The 18,285-nt window shown below is 66.6% G+C and carries 18 protein-coding genes; 10 read left to right on the top strand and 8 right to left on the bottom strand.

Annotation, left to right across the window (positions count from 1 at the left end):
• Window positions 1–17 precede the first annotated feature (17 nt).
• The 5 genes from WI26_RS21620 to WI26_RS32345 all read left to right on the top strand — a co-directional run bounded on the left by WI26_RS21620 (window position 18) and on the right by WI26_RS32345 (window position 4,945).
• The gene (locus WI26_RS21620; protein ID WP_059508957.1) at window positions 18–890 is read left to right on the top strand and encodes a LysR family transcriptional regulator; all 873 of its coding nucleotides are present in this window, start codon (window positions 18–20) and stop codon (window positions 888–890) included.
• A gap of 246 nt (window positions 891–1,136) precedes the next feature.
• A complete protein-coding gene (locus tag WI26_RS21615) occupies window positions 1,137–2,693 on the top strand; it encodes a trypsin-like peptidase domain-containing protein (protein WP_069227141.1) in 1,557 nt (518 codons plus the stop codon).
• A 285-nt stretch (window positions 2,694–2,978) separates the two neighbouring features.
• On the top strand, window positions 2,979–3,509 hold the full coding sequence (locus WI26_RS31555; protein WP_236849312.1) for an adenylate kinase: 531 nt from the start codon (window positions 2,979–2,981) through the stop codon (window positions 3,507–3,509).
• Between the two features lie 163 nt (window positions 3,510–3,672).
• Window positions 3,673–3,939: a hypothetical protein gene (locus tag WI26_RS21610; RefSeq protein ID WP_047904346.1), complete on the top strand. Its 267-nt coding sequence runs from the start codon at window positions 3,673–3,675 to the stop codon at window positions 3,937–3,939.
• Between the two features lie 190 nt (window positions 3,940–4,129).
• Entirely contained in the window at window positions 4,130–4,945 is an 816-nt protein-coding gene (locus WI26_RS32345; RefSeq protein ID WP_155639339.1) for a hypothetical protein, read from the top strand.
• 69 nt (window positions 4,946–5,014) lie between these two features.
• Here the strand turns inward: WI26_RS32345 and WI26_RS21605 are convergent, their stop codons facing one another.
• Window positions 5,015–5,941 (bottom strand): AbiV family abortive infection protein, encoded by a 927-nt coding sequence (locus WI26_RS21605; protein ID WP_236849311.1) that lies wholly within the window; start codon window positions 5,939–5,941, stop codon window positions 5,015–5,017.
• On the opposite strand from WI26_RS21605, the gene WI26_RS21600 reads away from it, so the two are divergent.
• Complete coding sequence (locus WI26_RS21600) at window positions 5,886–7,115, top strand: MFS transporter (protein WP_069227140.1); 1,230 nt, start codon at window positions 5,886–5,888, stop codon at window positions 7,113–7,115. The two genes, WI26_RS21605 and WI26_RS21600, sit on opposite strands and share 56 nt — an antisense overlap.
• A gap of 117 nt (window positions 7,116–7,232) precedes the next feature.
• On the opposite strand, the gene WI26_RS21595 is transcribed toward WI26_RS21600, so the two are convergent.
• From WI26_RS21595 to cobA, 7 genes are all read right to left on the bottom strand, one after another.
• Window positions 7,233–7,931: a fumarylacetoacetate hydrolase family protein gene (locus WI26_RS21595; protein WP_069227820.1), complete on the bottom strand. Its 699-nt coding sequence runs from the start codon at window positions 7,929–7,931 to the stop codon at window positions 7,233–7,235.
• Between the two features lie 129 nt (window positions 7,932–8,060).
• Window positions 8,061–9,002: a helix-turn-helix transcriptional regulator gene (locus WI26_RS21590; protein WP_069227139.1), complete on the bottom strand. Its 942-nt coding sequence runs from the start codon at window positions 9,000–9,002 to the stop codon at window positions 8,061–8,063.
• 125 nt (window positions 9,003–9,127) lie between these two features.
• Window positions 9,128–9,913: a YkgJ family cysteine cluster protein gene (locus tag WI26_RS21585; RefSeq protein WP_069227138.1), complete on the bottom strand. Its 786-nt coding sequence runs from the start codon at window positions 9,911–9,913 to the stop codon at window positions 9,128–9,130.
• 33 nt (window positions 9,914–9,946) lie between these two features.
• Window positions 9,947–10,546 carry a uracil-DNA glycosylase family protein gene (locus tag WI26_RS21580; RefSeq protein WP_069227137.1) on the bottom strand — a complete coding sequence of 200 codons (600 nt, stop codon included), beginning with the start codon at window positions 10,544–10,546 and terminating at the stop codon, window positions 9,947–9,949.
• Window positions 10,547–10,702: 156 nt separating this feature from the next.
• Complete coding sequence (locus tag WI26_RS21575) at window positions 10,703–11,746, bottom strand: CmpA/NrtA family ABC transporter substrate-binding protein (protein ID WP_069227819.1); 1,044 nt, start codon at window positions 11,744–11,746, stop codon at window positions 10,703–10,705.
• Between the two features lie 5 nt (window positions 11,747–11,751).
• On the bottom strand, window positions 11,752–12,348 hold the full coding sequence (locus WI26_RS21570) for an ANTAR domain-containing response regulator (RefSeq protein ID WP_069227136.1): 597 nt from the start codon (window positions 12,346–12,348) through the stop codon (window positions 11,752–11,754).
• Window positions 12,349–12,504: 156 nt separating this feature from the next.
• The gene (gene cobA, locus WI26_RS21565) at window positions 12,505–13,266 is read right to left on the bottom strand and encodes a uroporphyrinogen-III C-methyltransferase (protein ID WP_059539795.1); all 762 of its coding nucleotides are present in this window, start codon (window positions 13,264–13,266) and stop codon (window positions 12,505–12,507) included.
• A 115-nt stretch (window positions 13,267–13,381) separates the two neighbouring features.
• On the opposite strand from cobA, the gene WI26_RS33080 reads away from it, so the two are divergent.
• The 4 genes from WI26_RS33080 to nirD all read left to right on the top strand — a co-directional run bounded on the left by WI26_RS33080 (window position 13,382) and on the right by nirD (window position 18,277).
• Entirely contained in the window at window positions 13,382–13,861 is a 480-nt protein-coding gene (locus WI26_RS33080) for a hypothetical protein (protein WP_236849310.1), read from the top strand.
• Between the two features lie 97 nt (window positions 13,862–13,958).
• Entirely contained in the window at window positions 13,959–15,284 is a 1,326-nt protein-coding gene (locus tag WI26_RS21555; protein ID WP_069227135.1) for an MFS transporter, read from the top strand.
• A 21-nt stretch (window positions 15,285–15,305) separates the two neighbouring features.
• Window positions 15,306–17,891 carry a nitrite reductase large subunit NirB gene (gene nirB, locus WI26_RS21550; protein WP_069227134.1) on the top strand — a complete coding sequence of 862 codons (2,586 nt, stop codon included), beginning with the start codon at window positions 15,306–15,308 and terminating at the stop codon, window positions 17,889–17,891.
• 38 nt (window positions 17,892–17,929) lie between these two features.
• Window positions 17,930–18,277, top strand: a complete 348-nt coding sequence (gene nirD, locus WI26_RS21545; RefSeq protein WP_069227133.1) for a nitrite reductase small subunit NirD — start codon at window positions 17,930–17,932, stop codon at window positions 18,275–18,277.
• Window positions 18,278–18,285 lie beyond the last annotated feature (8 nt).

Genomic DNA, 18,285 nt, shown 5'->3' with positions numbered 1-18,285 from the left:
CGTCTACCCGAGATCACATGGAACTTCGCCATCTCCGATACTTCCTGGCCGTGGCGGCCACGTCGAACTTCACGAAGGCCGCGGAAGCGCTCGGCATGGGGCAGCCGCCGCTGAGCCAGCAGATCAAGGCGCTCGAGAACGAACTCGGCGTGGAACTGTTCAAGCGGACCGCGCGCGGTGCGGAGCTGACTGTTGCGGGAGAGGTATTCGCCGAAGAGGCTCGGCGCGTGCTCGACGACGCGGAGCGCGCGGCGCGGGCGGCAAAACGGGCCGCGCGCGGGGAAATCGGGCAACTGCGGGTCGGTTTCACCGGGACGGCGGCCTTCAATTCGAAAGTGGCCGACCTGATTCGCCGCTTTCGCGAAGCGTTTCCGGATACGGACCTGACGTTGCAGGAGGCGACCTCCGGCGTGCTGCTCGAGGCGCTGGAAGCCGGGCGGCTCGATGTCGCGATCGTGCGTCCGGAGCGTCGCATCGCGGACACGCTGCTGGCCGCGAATTGGGACGAGGAGCCGATGTTCGTCGCGATGCCGGTCGCGCATCGGCTTGCGCAGCGGCGTCGGATCGATCTGGCGGAACTGGCCGACGAGGCGTTCGTCCAGGTGCCGCGCGAAGCGGGCAGTGCGCTGTTCGACGACATCGTCGCGGCATGCAATGCAGCGGGCTTCCAGCCGCGCATGGCGCAGCCCGCGCCGCAAATCGCGTCGGCGGTAACGCTCGTCGCGGCCGGGCTCGGCGTGTCGATCGTGCCGAAGGCGATCACGCAGGTGCAGGTCGCCGGTGTCGTCTATCGGCAGGTCGCGGGCAACGGGCTGCGCGCGAGGCTCGCGATTGCGTCGCGACGCGACGATCCGTCGGCGGTCGTGCGCAATTTTCTGCTGCTCGCATGATGGCGCTGCGCGCACTTCGACGCGCAGCGCTGCCGTGTCGGGTGAATGTTCCGATTGACGAATCGTGAACTTTGTCCGGAACGAACGCTGTGGCGGCTCCGACGCCGCGCGACGGCCCGGGGTGCGGGTTTCGATTCGTATGTTCCGGATGCTGCGTGGACTATAAATGGAGGGGTGTACCGGTGCTTGTCGGGCGCCCGCGCGTCGCGCGCAGGGCGGAGCCGCGACCGCCGGGGGAGGTGCACCGTGGTTCGCCAGACGCTTGCTCGCGCCGTGCTTCGCACTGCGTTGATCGGGGGCGTATTCGCCTCGTTGCTGTCGCCACCGCCAGCCGGTGCCGGAACCGCCGCACCGCCTGTCATGAAGAACCGGCTCGCCGCATCGCCTCGCTCGATGCCGGTCGATTTTCCGGCGATCGTCGACCGTTATGGCCCGGCGGTCGTGACCATCATGACCACCGCGCCCGACCAGCAGGCCGGTGGTCCGTCCTTCGTGTACCTCGATCCCGACGATCCGTTGTCCGCGTACTTCCGCCGGGGCGCGCCGCTGCCGCCCGCGCAGGGCGCACAGGCGCCTGCGCCCGAGATGTCGCCGCGCGCGATCGCGGGTGTCGGCTCGGGCTTCATCGTCAGCGCCGACGGGGTGATCCTGACTTCCGCGCATGTCGTCGGCGATGCGACCGACGTGACGGTGCGACTGGCCGATCGTCGAGAATTGAAGGCGACGGTGCTGGCCGTCGATCCGCAGAGCGACGTCGCCGTGCTGCATGTCGACGCGGCGAAGCTGCCGATCGTGCGCATCGGCGATTCGTCGCGCGTGCGTGCGGGCGAACCGGTGATGACGATGGGGGCACCTGAAGGCTCCGGCAACACGGTCACGGCCGGCATCGTCAGCGCGACGTCGCATGCGCTGCCCGACGGCAGCGCGTTTCCGTTCTTCCAGACCGACATCGCGGTGAATCCCGACAACTCGGGCGGCCCCGTGTTCAACCGCGCGGGCGACGTGATCGGCATCGCGGTGCAGGTCTATACCGGCGGCGATCGCTACGCGAGCACGACGTTCGCGATTCCGATCGCGCTTGCCCTGAAGGTGCGTGCGCAGGTGCAGGCGCAGATGCGGGCCAGCGCGCAGGCGCAGCCGGCATCGTCCGGCAACGCGCTGGGCGTCGACGTGCAGGACGTCGGTGTCGGGCTGGCCGCTGCGTTCGGCCTGCCGCGTCCGGCGGGCGCGCTCGTCAACGGCGTGGATCCCGGCTCGCCGGCTGCGGCGGCAGGCGTGCGGCCCGGCGACGTGATCGTGAAGTTTGGCGACAAGCCGATTGGCCGGTCCGCCGAACTGAACGACCTCGCCGCCGCGTTGCCGACGGGTGCAAAGGCGCCGCTGCGGCTGATCCGCAACCGGGCGCCGATGATGCTGACTGTCACGGGAGCCGGGGCGGGCGACGCGATCGACAACGCGGCAGCGACGGGCAGCGCGGGCACGCTTGGCGCGGGCGGCGCCGCCGGCGTGGCGATGGCGGCCGCGCGGCCGGCTGACGGCGGCGATCGGCTCGGGCTGACGATGCATCCGCTGAGCGACGCCGAGCGGCGTTCGACCGGGCTCGCGGTCGGAATGATGGTGGATGCAGTGCACGGGCCGGCCGCGAATGCGGGCATTCGGCCTGGAGATGTCGTGCTCGAACTGAACGACACGCTGCTCGAAACGCCGGATGACGTGCAGTCGCTCGAGGCGAAAGGCGGGGTGATTGCGGTGTTGATTCAGCGCGAGAATGCGCGGAAGTTTGTGTCGGTGCGGGCGCGGTAGGGGTGTTGATGGTCGGGCGGCGGAAGAGCCTTGGCGTGCGGGCAAAGCCCCCGTTCGATGCATGCTGGTGGAGTTTTTGTTACACCCTTTTGGGGAGCAAGGCTATCTGCTCCGACTATTCGCGAACTTCCACAACCGGTGTTTGGCTTGGGCAAAATCGTGAGTCTTGCGGCATCATGCTCGCTCAAGAATCGGCCCAGCTTGGGGCGGGGGAAAGACGCGATTCCGCTTGGTCGCAGAGATTCGCGGGCGCGCGCATTTTTGAATTCCGTCTCGAAGAGTTTCATGAGCTTGCTCCGCATGGACCTGACTAGAACACTCATTATCGGAAACTCCGGTTCGGGGAAAAGCTGGCTGGCAGAACGCGTCGCCGACCGTTCGGGTGCCGCTTATGTCGATCTCGACCTGATTCATTGGCTTCCTGGCGGATACGGCGTACCTCGAGAGCGTGCCGACGCGATTCGACTCGCTCAACTTGCTGCGGAGGCCGAACGCTGGGTCATCGAAGGTATCTACGGGTGGCTCGCCAACGAGGTCCTGGCAAACGCGAGTGCGCTGGTCTGGTTGTGCATCGACGAAGGCGAATGCGTAGCGAATATTCGTCGGCGAGGCATTCGCCGCGATGGGTCTCCAGAGGCTTTCGACGCGCTGCAGGAATGGGCCGCGACTTATCGATCCCGGACTGGATCAAGCTCGTATGGTGCTCACCGGACTATTTTCGAGCAGTTCCACGGAGATAAGGAAACTCTCGGGTCGCGTGATGCGATAGGGGAGTTTGTGGGGCGGGTGCCGCCCTTACGAATGTCGAATCCGTGATGTTATTGCGGCCTGTTTCGGTGTGGACAGCTCCACCTTTCACGGAGTGGACGGCTCAGAGCCATCTCCCAGCGAGGTCCGCTGACGGCCAGTTTCGGACACTCGACCTCGGCACATAGATCGCCGACAATCGTGGCGACTCGTTCACTCAAGCTCCACATCGATGAAAGTATCCCGGGATTTCGGAATTGTTGTCCGGCGGGCCGCGCTTTCGGCCAAGAACGTCGACCTGTCAACGGTCATGACCGAATTCAATCTTGGTAGATACTTTGACGAATCTGACAATCTGGTATCGCTTGGTCCTTTTTTTGGAGGTGATGCAGCCGACGAATGCATGAGATCTCTGGAAAAGCTTGGCCTCACGTATATCGAAGACTTTTTTATCTTCGAGGGGTTTGTGCCAGACTGGTGCTCGTTCGAGGTATTCTGAACGCGGCCACAGCGAGATGCGCCGGGCTTCGGCCACTTGCAGCCGTTCGACATGGCATCTCAGATCGTCCACAATCGATCTCGAGGATGCGCGCGACGTCGACTTCTTTGATCTTTCTCGGATTTGAGGAATACGCTGAAGCGTGCTTCCGAAAGCAAATCGAAATTTTGATCTAATTCGGTCTCCACTAATGAATAATCAATTGATCGTTGTTGCACCGGACGAGGTGGTAAAGGCAGCTGAGGAAGCAGAAGCCGCTGCGCTCCAACCCAAAAAGGGAATTGACTTTGCAAAGATTGGCGAAAACGCGCTGAGGGCGCTCTACGGCGCAAATCTAGCAGGCGTCTTGGTTGCTGGTGCGGAAGCTTTGATCGCATGGAGCAAAGCGCGCCAAAGCGGGCTCGACATCACCCAGATAAGCCGGACGCAAGCTAACTCACTGACCTTCCCACCAGGCCACCCACGCGACGGCGTACTGTATGTGGCCCACCCGGCGGTAAATGGGGTTTATTTCACCGTTGCCTCGTTTCATCGCCTTGCTTTTGAGCACAAATTCTCGGAAGCGATTGATCTACTGATGTCTTTGGGAGCGAGTGAAATTAAGGTGGAGCATGTAAGAGGCTGGTCGCGAGAATTCGCAGCCACCCTCTCTGTTCCAATGCCGGACGCTAATGCTGGCACCGAAATTTCCAGCAAGCAGTCGGGCGTGTCCGCACTTTTGTATGAAGCTCACCTCTGTGGAACCACTCAACCCTCTCTACCAGAACCGCTCGTATGGTACCCACACGAGCCCACGTGGCAATCAATTGCGAAAGGCAGAATCAAATTCGGATTGACTGAATTTTCACTAACTGTGAACTACGAAGACGACTTCGGGATCAATGCAGGACTGAAGCTGACTGCCGGCAAGTCGGGTTTGGACCTCGGCGGGTCGTTTGAGGATCATTGCGCTACCACTTGGAAGATCCACGGAAAGTTTCGCGAAAAAGAATCGGTGACGAGTTAATAAGATAGCGTCGCCTGCCCGGGCCGAACAGGTGGGCGACTGACTGCTATCATCGGATTCATTTGATCGTTATGAGCCGGCTACGGAGGTTGACGGCTGACGCAGATGCGCGTGGCGGTGTTTGGCTGATCTCGTTCTAGATTTGTAAGGCCACTCAAATATCACACTGGCCGATGGTGATAGCATAACCTCATCCATTTCTTTAATTCCAAAGTATTGCTCGTAAAACGTCAGTTTCTTGTGTATGAGAACAAACTCTGCGTTTATCCACGAAATCATTCGCTTTGCTTCTTTTTTCTTGATCGACGAGGGAAGTGAAATGCGATCTTTTACGAATACAGTTTTTCGATCGCGATCCAGTCCGACGTAGGCAGCTTGCTGCTTTCGCCGCTCCAAGCCGCCATTTTTTATAAATTCGACAAGGGATGGGGGATATTCAAACATGTCGCGCGCAACAAAGGCATATTGCTTCTCTAAATGTATGTAAAGAAGCTTCAACCACTGCTGCTCAAACCCCGCCTCTTCGAACCCGCAATTCGTAATCGAACTGTAATAATAGTGCTCGATCCACTTGGCTTTCGCAAATTCTTCCAATGACAGAACCGACAACTGGAACGCAGACGGAAAGGAGTTGGCTTCAAAGAGAAGAATCGCATCTCGGTGAAGCCTAAGCGCATTTAGAAGCGACTCCTTTCCCAATTCCACTTGTACACCGACAGGTTGTGAGTATCGGTTATGCTGTTCGTGCTCATTGGTTCCCCCGTTTGCGAACATAAAGTAAGAGAGGGCGCTATCGAGCGTAATTTTGGCATACACAACGACTGGCCGTTTTCGAGAGCGTTGAGCGGCCGGAACGGGTCGACAAGCGACACCCACGAAAATCCACGAAGAACGCTCATTTCCCATTGAGCACAACCACGCGACGGCGTGTCCGGAGGGCATGTCCTTGCAACCGAACCTGCGAATCATTTCCAAACGCACCCCGCGACGAAACACGACGCTAATCCTGCTATGCGCGTTCTCCGTGCTGCCGTTGAGCCGCTTCCTGCCATCTCTACCCGCAATCGCGCGCGACCTGCGCGCCGACTACGCGCTAGTCGCACTGTCACTAGGCGGCTACGCAGCAGTCGCCTCATCGTTCGAATTCGTAATGGGGCCGCTATCTGACCGCTTCGGACGGCGGCCGATCATGTTGACGAGCCTCGGCGTCTTCACGCTCGGGTCGCTGGGCTGCGCGATGGCGACCGATATCCGCGTATTCCTCGCATGCAGGCTGATGCAGGCGGCGATCACGTCCGTCTATCCGGTGTCCATGGCGACGTTGCGCGACACGGCTGGCGGCGGTGCACGCGCGGCGACCCGGATCGGCTATGCGGCGATGGCGGCCGCGTTCGCGCCGATGATCGGACCGACGCTCGGCGGCGTGCTCGATCAGACGCTCGGGTGGCGCGCGAGCTTCTGGTTGCTCGGTGCGACAGGCATCGCGCTGCTCGGCTGGTGTATGTTCGATCTCGCGGAAACCCATCCGACCCGCGCCACGACACTTGCACAGCAGCTTCGCGCGTATCCCGCGCTGCTGCGCGCGTGCCGCTTCTGGGCTTATGCGCTTTGCATGGCGTTTTCGACCGGTGCCTTCTACGCGTTCCTGGCCGGCGCGCCGCTCGCCGCGCAAGCGGTGTTTCGCATCCCGCCCACGGAAATCGGCTTCTACATGGGAACGATCACGGCCGGCTTCGTCTGCGGCAGCTTTCTGGCTGCGCGTCATGCGCATCGCTATCCGCTGGCCACGACGATTCTCTGCGGACGCGTGGTCGCATGCGCGGGGCCTGCGATCGGTCTCGTGCTGTTTTTCGGCGGGGCGACGCACGCGATCGCATGGTTCGGGCCGTGCGTGCTGATCGGCATCGGCAACGGGCTGTCGAATCCGGGCGCGCATGCAGGCGCGATGTCGGTGCGGCCGGAACTGGCTGGCAGCGCATCGGGGCTGGTCGGGGCGATGACAATCGCGGGCGGGGCCGCGCTGTCGTCGCTGACGGGGATGGTGCTGACTGTTGGTAACGCCGGTCGTGCGCCGCTGGTCATGATGCTGCTGTCCGCGGCGATCGCGCTGGCGGCCGCCGTATGCATCCGAATCTTCGACGCACGCGAACGGGATGCGTGCTCGACGTAAAAGGATTGGCATGCCGATCCGGCGCGATGCGGTCGCTGCCCGAACCGGCAACGAGCGGCACGATGCGACGCCCCGGCCGTCGAACGGCCGGCACGTCGCCTACACCCGCACGATGCCTTACGGCTTCGCCCCCATCACGAACTCGAACGTCGCGACGCCGTCGACCCCGCCTGTCACGCGGTCGCCCGGCTCCAGCGCGCCGACGCCGGCCGGCGTGCCGGTGAAGATCAGGTCGCCGGCCTTCAGCTCGACCGAGCGCGACACGTACGCGATCACGTCCGGCACGGCCCAGATCATGTCGGCGAGATCGCCTTGCTGGCGCGTTTCGCCGTTGACCGCGAGCCAGATCCGGCCGCTTGCCGGATGGCCGGTCGCGGTTGCCGCGCGCAGCGCGGTCACGGGGCCGGACGCATCGAAGCCCTTCGCCCAGTCCCACGGCCGGCTCAGCTTCTTCGCCTCGGCCTGCAGGTCGCGGCGCGTGAGATCGACGCCGACGCCGTAGCCCCACACGTGCGACAGCGCATCGGCCGGGTCGATCGACCGGCCGTCCTTGCCGATCGCGACGACCAGCTCGATTTCATGATGGAGGTCGCTTGTCAGCGGCGGATAGGGGACGGTGCCGCTGGCCGGGACGATCGCGTCGGCCGGCTTCGTGAAGAAGAACGGCGGTTCGCGATCGGGATCGGCGCCCATTTCGCGCGCGTGGTCGGCGTAGTTGCGGCCGACGCAGAACACACGGCGCACCGGAAAGCGCGCGGAAGACTGTTCGACTTCGACGGAAGGACGCTCGGAAGCGTCGATGACGTATTCGGACATCGGATGGCCTCGTTCGATGAAAAGACGCATGCCGTCGCCCGCGCAACGCGGCGCGGGCCGGCATGCATGGAACGATACCCGACGCGTCCACGCCCGGATGCGACGAAACTGCGCTTTAACCGGACAAAACTACGCGTCGCCGGCCGCCGCCGCTTCATCGCCGTCCGGCAGCGCGGCATTCGCGTCGCGATACGCCTTCGGCGACACGCCGACTCGCGCACGAAAGCGCCGCGCGAAATAACCTTCATCGCGGAAGCCGACGGAGCGCGCGATGTCGGCGATGCGCCGGCTCGTATGCGCGAGCAGCGATTGCGCGAGCGCGATCCGGCGCTCGGTCACGAGATCGGTGAAGGTGCTGCCGGTTTCCTTGCGCACCAGGTGCGCGAGGTAATTCGGCGACAGGAACGCGGCCTCGGCGGTGGCCGCGAGCGTCAGGTCCTCGCGGGTCAGGTTCGCGCGCACGTGGCGCAGCACGCGCGCAAGCGCGTCGCGCCGGCCCGCGCGCTGGGCGCCGCGCTGCGCAAGTTTGTCGAGCGCACCGGCGTACTGCGTGCAGACGAGCCCGATCAGCTGGAGCAGGTAGCCGCGCAGCAACGTGGTGGAACCGAAACTGCGCACGCGGTCGGCATCGAGCATGCAGAGCGCGAGGCGGCGCGCCTCGTCGAACGCGTCACCGGTCAGGATGAAGTCGAGGTGTTCCTGGAAACGGAACGGCGTCAACTCGGGAAAGCGGTGCGCGGGGACATCCTCGAGATCGAGCGGATCGACGTCGAGATCGGCGCGCAGGAACGCCTGGCTGAAGTTGATCACGATGAAGTGCGCGCCTTCCGGATGCGGAATCAGGTGCTCGCGGTGCGGCAGCACGAACGCGAGCGCGCCGCGCGGAAACGGCCGTGTGACGCCGCCAATCCGCTGCTCGGTGTCGCCGCCGAGGTTGAACTGGATCTGGAAATACGCGTGCCGGTGCGGCTCGGTGATCGCCTGGCGCGACGCCTGGTCGCGGATGTAGAAATCGAGCCGGTCGCTGCGTTCGGGCATCCCGTACAGGCGCGGCGGGGCGGTGGAGGGCATGAAGGATTCTGCTGTTCGTGACGCGGTTGAGCCGCGATGGTACAGCGAACCGGGCGCGGCCGGAATCCGCGGGCGGGATCCGGGCAGCCGGCCGGGCGGCGCGCAGTCGCCCGGCGACAAGGTAATCAGTCGGCCGGATGAAAGGCCAGGTAGCGGCAGCGCGCGCCGGCCTCGCCGGTTGCCGCAAGCTCGCTGAAGGCGCCGACCGAACGGAGTGTGGCGGCGGTCGCGCTGCGATTCGTGAGCAGCGTCCATGCGGTCGGCACGGGCTCGGCGGGCACCGCCGCGCGCGCATTGGCGAGCATGCTGAGCGCGGCCAGCAGCGTGTCGGCGGGCGGTGCATGAATCGCGAAGCCTTCGTTCGCAACGGCTGCCGTATCGATGCCGAGCGCCGCGCACAGCCGCGCGCGCAACGGCGTCTCGGCCGCGCTGGCTTCCCGTGCGCGCACGATGTTCTCGCGCGTGAGCGCGTCGACGATCGTGCCGCCGCGAGTGAGCGGCGCGTGCTGCCATGCGTCGGGCGGGCACTGCTTGCCGTCCGGCATCAGCGGCACGAACGGATTGACCTCGGCCGGGTAGATCCGGCACACGAGCGGCCGTTCGTCGTAGATGCCGCAGCGCAAATCATCGAGCAGGTTCGGGCATGGGCCGGCATGGGACGCGGTGAGCAAGGTGGTCACGCGTACCGGCAGCGTGCCGCTGAGCGCGGGCGACGAACGGGCGCGCTTGTACGCGGCGAACGCGTCGTCGGGGGCCGGTTCGACGGGCCATGGCATGGCGTCGCACAACAGCTCCACATGGCCGCCGCGCCGCAGCCAGGCAGCGGCCTCGGCGACGGTCAGCGGAATGCGCAGGTCGTGGCAGCAACGGCCGCAGCCGGTGCACGAAAAGTCGATGTCGTTCTGATTCATTTCGGTAGGGAGCGTGGCGCGGCGCGGCTTGGGTCAGCGGGCGATCAGCGGCGCGACGCGCCGGCGCAGTTCGGGCACGATCTCGGCGTTGAACCACGGATGGTGCTTGAACCACGCCTGGTTGCGCGGCGACGGATGCGGCAGCGGCAGCACGCCGGGGCCATAGTCGCGCCACGCGTGCACGGTGTCGGTCAGCGTCGCCTTGCGCGTGTCGCGCAGGAAATGCCGCTGCGCATACTGGCCGATCAGCAGCGTCAGCCGGATCGACGGCAATCCTGCGAGCAGCCGGTCGAGCCACAGTCGCGCGCATTCGGGGCGCGGCGGGTTGTCGCCGCTCGCACCTCGGCCCGGGTAGCAGAAGCCCATCGGCACGATGGCGAAGCGGGTCTCGTCGTAGAACGTGTCGGTGTCGACGCCGAGCCAGTCACGCAGCCGCTTGCCGCTCGCATCGTCCCACGGGATGCCGCTCGCGTGGACGCGGGCGCCGGGCGCCTGCCCGACGATCAGGATGCGGGCGTCACGATGGGCGCGCACGACGGGGCGCGGGCCGAGCGGCAGCTCGGCTTCGCAGACGCGGCACGCGCGGATTTCGGTGAGCAGCACGTCGAGCGGCGTGCGCGTTTGTTTCGACATCGATTCTGAACGGGGACGGAGTGGCGGCACGGATGCCAACGTGTCCGTGCGGCGCGGAGGCCCGGCACGGACCGGCGCGGAAACCGGCGCATCGCGTCAGGCGTTCCGCCAGTGTCGCACGGCACCGCGCGGCGGCCGTGGCATCCCGGGACGGGATTACTGGCCTGCCGCACCGCCTTCGGCGACCGCAGCATCATACAACGCCGTCTGCGCGATCGCCGCGGCGATCTCCGCGTCGTCGTGCGTGCCGTCGAGCATGCCCCAGCGCCGGTATTGGAGCAGGAACCACCGGCCTTCCTGCGGATCCGGGCGGTTCACGGCACCGCCGTCGTGGAAGCGGATCGGCAGCGGCGGCTGCGCGAACGGCCCCGCGCCGTAGTCGCCGAGCAGGCGCGGGGCGATCAATCGGGCCGGCACGCCGAGCGCGGCGGGCGACGCGAGCCAGTCGGCCGCGTCGCGACGGTGCGCTGCGTTGTCGAGCCATGCGCACGCATCGACGAGCGTGCGGATCAGCGCGCGCGCGGTCGCCGGATACAGCGCGACGAAATCGCGCCGGGTCGCGAGCACTTTCTCCGGATGATCGGGCCAGATCTCGCTGGTGACGGCGACGGTTCGGCCCGCGCCGCAGGCTTCGGCCACCGCGTGCCATGGCTCGCCCGCGCAGAAGCCGTCGAGCTCGCCGCTCGCGAGCGCCGCGACCATCTCGGGCGGTGGAATCACGACGCTGCGCACGTCGCGCAGCGGATCGACGCCGTGCGACGCGAGCCAGTGGTTCAGCCACATCGCATGCGTGCCGGTCGGGAAGGTCTGCGCGAGCAGCGGCTTGCGGCCGAGCGTGGCGAGCGCCGCGCGGACGTCGCCGCTTGCGCGGTACGCGTCGGCGAGGCCGCGGGCGAACGTGATCGCCTGGCCGTTGCGGTTCAGCACCATCAGCGCGGCCATGTCGGCCTGCGGGCCGCCGATGCCGACCTGCAGCCCGCACACGAGCCCGTACAGCGTGTGCGCGGCGTCGAGTTCGCCGCTGAGCAGCTTGTCGCGCACGGCGGCCCACGATGGCTGACGGCACAGCTCGAGCGTCAGGCCGTGGCGCGCGCCGAGATTCAGGTGCTGCGCGACGATCAGCGGGGCCGCGTCGCTCAGCGCGACGAACCCGAGACGAAGATGCGCGCGTTCCGGCGCGGCGGGAGACGAAGGTTTCATGGCATTCATGACGAGTGGGCCGCATCGAGCAATTGCCGCGCGATGTCGACGATGCGCTGGCCCTGATCCATCGCGCGCTTGCGCAGCAACGCGTACGCATCGTGCTCGGACAGCCTGCGCTGATCCATCAGCAGGCGCTTCGCGCGGTCGATCAGCTTGCGTTCGGCGAGCTCGCGCTCGACGTCGGCGAGCCGGCGGCGCAATGCATCGTCGTGCGAGAAGCGCGCGAGCGCGACTTCGAGTATCGGTGCGAGGCGCTCGGCCGACAGGCCCTCGACGAGATACGCGCTGACGCCGGCGCCGACCGCCGCATGAATCAGCGCCTGGTCGGCATCGTGGCTGAACATCAGCACGGGGCGCGGCGCGGTCGCGTGCATCACGGCCAGTTGTTCGAGCGTGTCGCGTGACGGCGAATCGGTATCGATGATCACGACGTCGGGGCGCTGCTCCTCGACGGCGGCGGGCAGGCGCGCGGGCGTCGCGACGTCGTTGAGCATCTCGTAGCCGAGGCGCGCGAGCGCGTCGCCGAGTTCGCCGATCGGCTTGTCGGTGTCGGTGACGAGCAGCACGCGCAGGCGTGCGGGCGGGACGGACGAACTCATGACGCGAGCGGGGACGGACGAACTTCGGTGCAAGGGTTGAATTTCAGATGCGGGGTGCGGGCGCATGACGACGAATTGCGGATCTCGCGGCCGCATCCCGGACAGCCGGCGCGAACGCCGCTGCGGTGACCGGAATGGTTATGCGGACCGCGCATGCTATGCCGCCCGGAACCGCATCGCTTCGCCGGCGGCATCGGTGCATTGCACGGCGGCTTCGCCGATCGCCGCGCCGACAAGCATCACGGCCGGGCTGCCGAGCCCGGCTGCCGCCACGCCGCGTGCGAGGCCGCCGAGCGTGCCGGTCCAGCGGCGCTCGTGCGGCGTGCCGGCCCACTGCACGGCGGCGGCCGGCGTCGACGCGGGCAATGCGGCGAGCAGGCCCGCCGCGATGCTGTCCACGCGGCTCATGCCCATATAGATCGCGAGCGTGGTGCCGGTCGCCGCGAGCGTCGCCCAATCGGGTTCGCCGTGGTCCTGGCGGTGCGCGGTGACGAACGTGACGCCCTGGCAGTGCTCGCGGTGCGTGAGCGAGATGCCGAGGCTCGCGGCGGCCGCGAAGCCCGACGAGATGCCGTTGACGATGTCCACCGGAATTCCTGCGGCGCGCAGCGTCGCGAGTTCTTCGCCGGCGCGGCCGAACAGCAGCGCGTCGCCGCCCTTGACGCGCACGACGTGCGCGCCGCGCAACGCGTAGCGGCGCATCAGTTTCTCGATGAATGCCTGCGGCGTGGAGCGGCAGCCGCCGCGCTTGCCGACGCGGATCACGCGCGCGTGCGGCGCGAGTTCGACGATGCCGGGTGCGACGAGATCGTCGAGCAGCAGCACGTCGGCGGCCGCCAGCGCCTTCACGGCCTTCAGCGTGAGGAGATCGGGATCGCCGGGGCCGGCACCCAGCAGCGTGACTTTTCCAGTCGTCATGTCGTGTTCCATTGCCGCGTGCGTGCGGCGGTCGATAGTGCGTTGTTGCTCGCGGCGGCGGCGGGCGGTCGAAGCGACCACGGCGTCCGGCCGTGCCGAGCACGGAGGGACGTCGTTGTCCTGGTCTGCTGCGCCCGCCTGTGATGGCGGGCCTGACTTGCGGGGACTGCCCACCGGCGCCGTTGCCGGTGTATGGCCAGGATTCAGCAATATCCGGGCCAACCTGCGTGAACGCGGCGGCAAGCGCGGCGACATGCGTGGAGACATGCGTGGAGACATGCGTGGCGCCACGGCCGCGACGGAGGCCGGCATGCACGCAGCGGCGGGGCCGCGGCGCACGCGATGCCGCATCGGCGTGCATCGCGCCCCGTCATCGCGCACCGCGATGTCGCACGTCGACAGTGCTGCAGCGCACCACATCTGTGCCTCGCTGCATCGCGACGCATCGCGCGCCGTGCACGTCGGCCATGCGCGCATCGGCCGGCGAGCCTTGCGTGGCGCGGCTGCACGTGCGATTCGGGCCGACATGGCACGGCGTTTGCGTAAGCTCGTTCGGGCGGATCAACGGCGATTCGTCCGCAGTACCGATTACTGACGCGCCCGGAAACGGGCTTCATGGGCAACGGCGTCCTACGCATCGGGTCTCGACGAGACCGGGTGTGCAGGACGCCGTTTTTCGTTTGGCGGATGACATGACCGACAAAGCTACCCGTATCGATCTCTTCAGCTTCCGCACCGCGCCGATGCGCGCGTTCCACATGACGTGGATGGCGTTCTTCGTCTGTTTCTTCGCGTGGTTCGCGTGCGCGCCGCTGATGCCGCTGATCGCGCGCGAATTCCACCTCACCGCGGCACAGGTCGCGAACATCAACATCGCCGCGGTAGCCGCGACGATTGCCGTGCGGCTGCTGGTCGGCCCGCTGTGCGACCGCTTCGGCCCGCGTCGCGTCTATGTCGGGCTGCTCGTGCTCGGCGCGATTCCGGTGTTCGCGGTGTCGTTCTCGCACGACTATCTGACGTTCCTGATCTGCCGGCTCGGCATCGGCGCGATCGGCGCGGGCTTCGTGATCACGCAGTACCACACGTCGGTGATGTTCGCGCCGAACGTGGTCGGCACGGCCAACGCGACGACGGCCGGCTGGGGCAACGCGGGCGCGGGCGCGACGCAGGCGATGATGCCGCTGCTCGTCGCCGCCGGCATGATGCTCGGCTTCGGCGACGACGCATCGTGGCGCATCGCGCTCGTCGTGCCGGGCATCGCGATGCTCGCGATGGCGTGGGCGTACTGGCGCTTCACGCAGGACTGCCCGCAAGGCGACTTCGTCGCGCTGCGCAAACAGGGCGTGACGGTCGACAGCGGCAAGAAAGGCGGCTGGGCGAGCTTCTTCACCGCATGCGGCAACTATCGCGTGTGGATGCTGTTCGTCACTTACGGCGCGTGCTTCGGTGTCGAGGTGTTCATCCACAACATCGCCGCGCTGTACTACGTCGATCATTTCAAGCTGTCGCTGAAGGACGCCGGCTTCGCGGTCGGGATGTTCGGGCTGCTCGCGCTGTTCGCCCGTGCGCTCGGCGGCTGGCTGTCGGACAAGATCGCCGCGCGCCGCAGCCTCGACGTGCGCGCGACGCTGCTGTGCGCGCTGATCGTCGGTGAAGGGCTCGGGCTGGTCTGGTTCTCGCATGCGCAAGGCGTCGGCATGGCGCTCGTCGCGATGCTGACCTTCGGCCTCTTCACGCACATGGCCTGCGGCGCGACCTATGCGCTCGTGCCGTTCATCGACCGCAAGGCGCTCGGCGGCGTCGCGGGAATCGTCGGCGCGGGCGGCAACGTCGGCGCGGTGGCCGCTGCGTTCCTGCTGAAGGGCGTCGGCGACGTGCAGCACACGCTGAGCCTCCTCGGGCTCGCCGTCACCGCGACCGCGCTGTGCGCGATGGCCGTGCGCTTCAGCGAAGAACACAAGGCACGCGAGGCCGAACTGCGCGATCGCGCACTGGCCGCCGCCAGCGCCGCGAACTGATCGACCGAAGGAAACGTCATCATGAAACTCATCGTCATCGGCCACGGGATGGTCGGCCACAAGCTCCTCGAGTGCGTCGCCGCGCAAGCCGGCGCGGCGGACACGCTGCACGTCACGGTGCTCGGCGAGGAACCGCGCCCGGCGTACGACCGCGTGCATCTGTCGGAATTCTTCGCCGGCAAGTCGGCGGACGATCTGTCGCTCGTCGAGCCCGGTTTCTTCGAGCGTCATCCGCAGTTCGACCTGCGCCTGAACGCGCAGGTCGCGTCGATCGACCGCGTCGCGCACACGGTCACGCTCGCGTCCGGCGAAACGCTCGCGTACGACAAGCTGGTGCTCGCGACGGGCTCGCGCCCGTTCGTGCCGCCGGTGCCGGGCCGCGATCGCGCGGGCTGCTTCGTGTACCGGACGATCGAGGATCTCGAGGCGATGCAGGCATGCGGCACGCACGCGAAGCGCGGCGTGGTGGTCGGCGGCGGGCTGCTCGGCCTCGAATGCGCGAAGGCGTTGCGCGACATGGGGCTCGACACGCACGTCGTCGAATTCGCGCCGCGGCTGATGGCGGTGCAGGTCGACGACGGTGGCGGCCGGATGCTGCGCGCGAAGATCGAGGCGCTCGGCGTGACCGTGCATACGGGGAAGAACACGCTCGAGATCGTCGACGGCGAAGAAGGCACGCACCGGATGGCGTTCGCCGACGGCTCGCATCTCGACGCCGACATGATCGTGTTCTCGGCCGGTATCCGCGCGCGCGACGAACTGGCGCGTGCGTGCGGCCTGGAAATCGGCCCGCGCGGCGGCGTCGCGATCGACGACGCGTGCCGCACGAGCGACGCCGACATCTACGCGATCGGCGAATGCGCGGCATGGAACGGCACTGTGTACGGCCTCGTCGCACCGGGCTACGACATGGCGCGCGTGGTGGCGAAGCAGCTCGCCGGCGACCGGGAAGAAGCGGCCGAAGTCGCGTTCGCCGGTGCCGACATGAGCACCAAGCTGAAGCTGATGGGCGTCGACGTCGCGAGCATCGGCGACGCGCACGGCGCGACGGCCGGCAGCCGCACCTACCAGTACGCGGACGAGCGCCGCCAGGTCTACAAGAAGCTGGTGGTGTCGGACTGCGGCAAGTTCCTGCACGGCGCGGTGATGGTCGGCGACGCGGCCGAATATGGCACGCTGCTGCAGATGATGTTGAACCGCATCGAGCTGCCGGAGTCGCCGGAATTCCTGATCCTGCCGTCGTCGGACGGCGCGGCGAAGCCGGCGATCGGCGTCGACGCGCTGCCCGAGGGCGCGCAGATCTGCTCGTGCAACAACGTGTCGAAGTCGCAGATCTGCGCGGCGGTGGCGGATGGCGCGACGAGCCTCGGCGCACTGAAGTCGTGCACGGGCGCAGGCACGTCGTGCGGCGGCTGCGTGCCGCTCGTCACGCAGATCATGAAGGCCGAGATGAAGAAGCAGGGCCTCGCGGTCAACAACCATCTGTGCGAGCACTTCCCGCATTCGCGCCAGGAGCTGTTCCATCTGATCCGCGTCGAGCGCATCACGACGTTCGACGAACTGCTCGCGAAGCACGGCCACGGGCTGGGCTGCGACGTGTGCAAGCCGGCCGTGGCGGGCATCCTCGCATCGTGCTTCAACGAGTTCGTGCTGAAGAAGGAGCATGCGGGGCTGCAGGATTCGAACGACTACTACCTCGCGAACATCCAGCGCGACGGCACGTACTCGGTCGTGCCGCGCATGCCGGGCGGCGAGGTGACGCCTGAAGGGCTGATCGCGGTCGGCCAGGTCGCGAAGAAGTACGGGCTCTACACGAAGATCACCGGCGGCCAGCGCGTCGACCTGTTCGGCGCGCGTGTCGAGCAGTTGCCGTCGATCTGGGAAGAGCTGATCGCGGCCGGCTTCGAATCCGGCCACGCATACGGCAAGTCGGTGCGCACCGTGAAGTCGTGCGTCGGTTCGACGTGGTGCCGCTACGGCGTCGACGATTCGGTCGGCCTCGCGATCGATATCGAGAACCGCTACAAGGGCTTGCGCGCGCCGCACAAGATCAAGTTCGGCGTGTCGGGCTGCACGCGCGAGTGCGCGGAAGCGCAGGGCAAGGACATCGGGATCATCGCGACCGAGAAGGGCTGGAACCTGTACGTGTGCGGCAACGGCGGGATGAAACCGCGCCATGCGGAGCTGCTCGCGTCCGATCTCGACCGCGACACGCTGATCCGCTACATCGACCGCTTCCTGATGTTCTACGTGCGCACCGCCGACCGGCTGCAGCGCACCAGCGTCTGGCGCGACAACCTCGAAGGCGGGCTCGACTACCTGACCGACGTCGTCGTGCACGACAAGCTCGGGATCGCGGCCGAACTCGAGGCCGACATGCAGCACGTGGTCGACACCTACGAATGCGAGTGGAAGAAGGCTGTCACCGATCCGGAAACGCGCAAGCGCTTCCGTCACTTCGTGAACAGCGACGCGCCGGACGCGACCATTGCGTTCGTCGAGACGCGCGGGCAGATTCGGCCTGCCACGCCCGGCGAGCGCGCGGGCGGCAAGCCCGTTTCGATTCCGGTCGTCGCCGAGCCCGCAGCCGAACCCGCAACCGTTTGACACCGACCGACACCAGCGTCTTTTCCAAGGAGCCCATCATGAACGATCGTCTTCCCCTGTCCTGGATCCGTGTGTGCCCGCTCGACGACATCGTGCCGAACACCGGCGTGTGCGCGCTGGTCAACGGCGAGCAGGTCGCGGTGTTCCATGTCGCGCATGCCGAAGAAGGCGGCGTGTTCGCGATCGACAACGTCGATCCGGTGTCGCAGGCGGCCGTGATGTCGCGCGGGCTGATCGGCAGCCTCGGCGAGCGCGTGGTCGTCGCGTCGCCGCTGTACAAGCAGCATTTCGACCTGCGAACCGGCGAATGCCTCGAATCGCCCGAGAAATCGGTGAGCGCGTATCCGTCGCGGGTCGAGGACGGATACGTGTGGATCGCCGCCTGAGCGCCCGG

It is taken from the genome of Burkholderia diffusa, from assembly GCF_001718315.1.
Classification (GTDB): domain Bacteria; phylum Pseudomonadota; class Gammaproteobacteria; order Burkholderiales; family Burkholderiaceae; genus Burkholderia; species Burkholderia diffusa_B.
This window is presented reverse-complemented; position numbering and strand designations above follow the sequence as displayed.

Excerpts from the sequence above, each read along its gene's own strand:
- WI26_RS21620 (WP_059508957.1), top strand. The coding sequence starts at position 18 with ATGGAACTTCGCCATCTCCGATACTTCCTGGCCGTGGCGGCCACGTCG.
- WI26_RS31555 (WP_236849312.1), top strand. The coding sequence starts at position 2,979 with ATGAGCTTGCTCCGCATGGACCTGACTAGAACACTCATTATCGGAAAC.
- WI26_RS21610 (WP_047904346.1), top strand. The coding sequence starts at position 3,673 with ATGAAAGTATCCCGGGATTTCGGAATTGTTGTCCGGCGGGCCGCGCTT.
- WI26_RS32345 (WP_155639339.1), top strand. The coding sequence starts at position 4,130 with ATGAATAATCAATTGATCGTTGTTGCACCGGACGAGGTGGTAAAGGCA.
- WI26_RS21600 (WP_069227140.1), top strand. The coding sequence starts at position 5,886 with ATGTCCTTGCAACCGAACCTGCGAATCATTTCCAAACGCACCCCGCGA.
- WI26_RS21595 (WP_069227820.1), bottom strand. The coding sequence starts at position 7,931 with ATGTCCGAATACGTCATCGACGCTTCCGAGCGTCCTTCCGTCGAAGTC.
- WI26_RS21590 (WP_069227139.1), bottom strand. The coding sequence starts at position 9,002 with ATGCCCTCCACCGCCCCGCCGCGCCTGTACGGGATGCCCGAACGCAGC.
- WI26_RS21585 (WP_069227138.1), bottom strand. The coding sequence starts at position 9,913 with ATGAATCAGAACGACATCGACTTTTCGTGCACCGGCTGCGGCCGTTGC.
- WI26_RS21580 (WP_069227137.1), bottom strand. The coding sequence starts at position 10,546 with ATGTCGAAACAAACGCGCACGCCGCTCGACGTGCTGCTCACCGAAATC.
- WI26_RS21575 (WP_069227819.1), bottom strand. The coding sequence starts at position 11,746 with ATGAAACCTTCGTCTCCCGCCGCGCCGGAACGCGCGCATCTTCGTCTC.
- WI26_RS21570 (WP_069227136.1), bottom strand. The coding sequence starts at position 12,348 with ATGAGTTCGTCCGTCCCGCCCGCACGCCTGCGCGTGCTGCTCGTCACC.
- cobA (WP_059539795.1), bottom strand. The coding sequence starts at position 13,266 with ATGACGACTGGAAAAGTCACGCTGCTGGGTGCCGGCCCCGGCGATCCC.
- WI26_RS21555 (WP_069227135.1), top strand. The coding sequence starts at position 13,959 with ATGACCGACAAAGCTACCCGTATCGATCTCTTCAGCTTCCGCACCGCG.
- nirB (WP_069227134.1), top strand. The coding sequence starts at position 15,306 with ATGAAACTCATCGTCATCGGCCACGGGATGGTCGGCCACAAGCTCCTC.
- nirD (WP_069227133.1), top strand. The coding sequence starts at position 17,930 with ATGAACGATCGTCTTCCCCTGTCCTGGATCCGTGTGTGCCCGCTCGAC.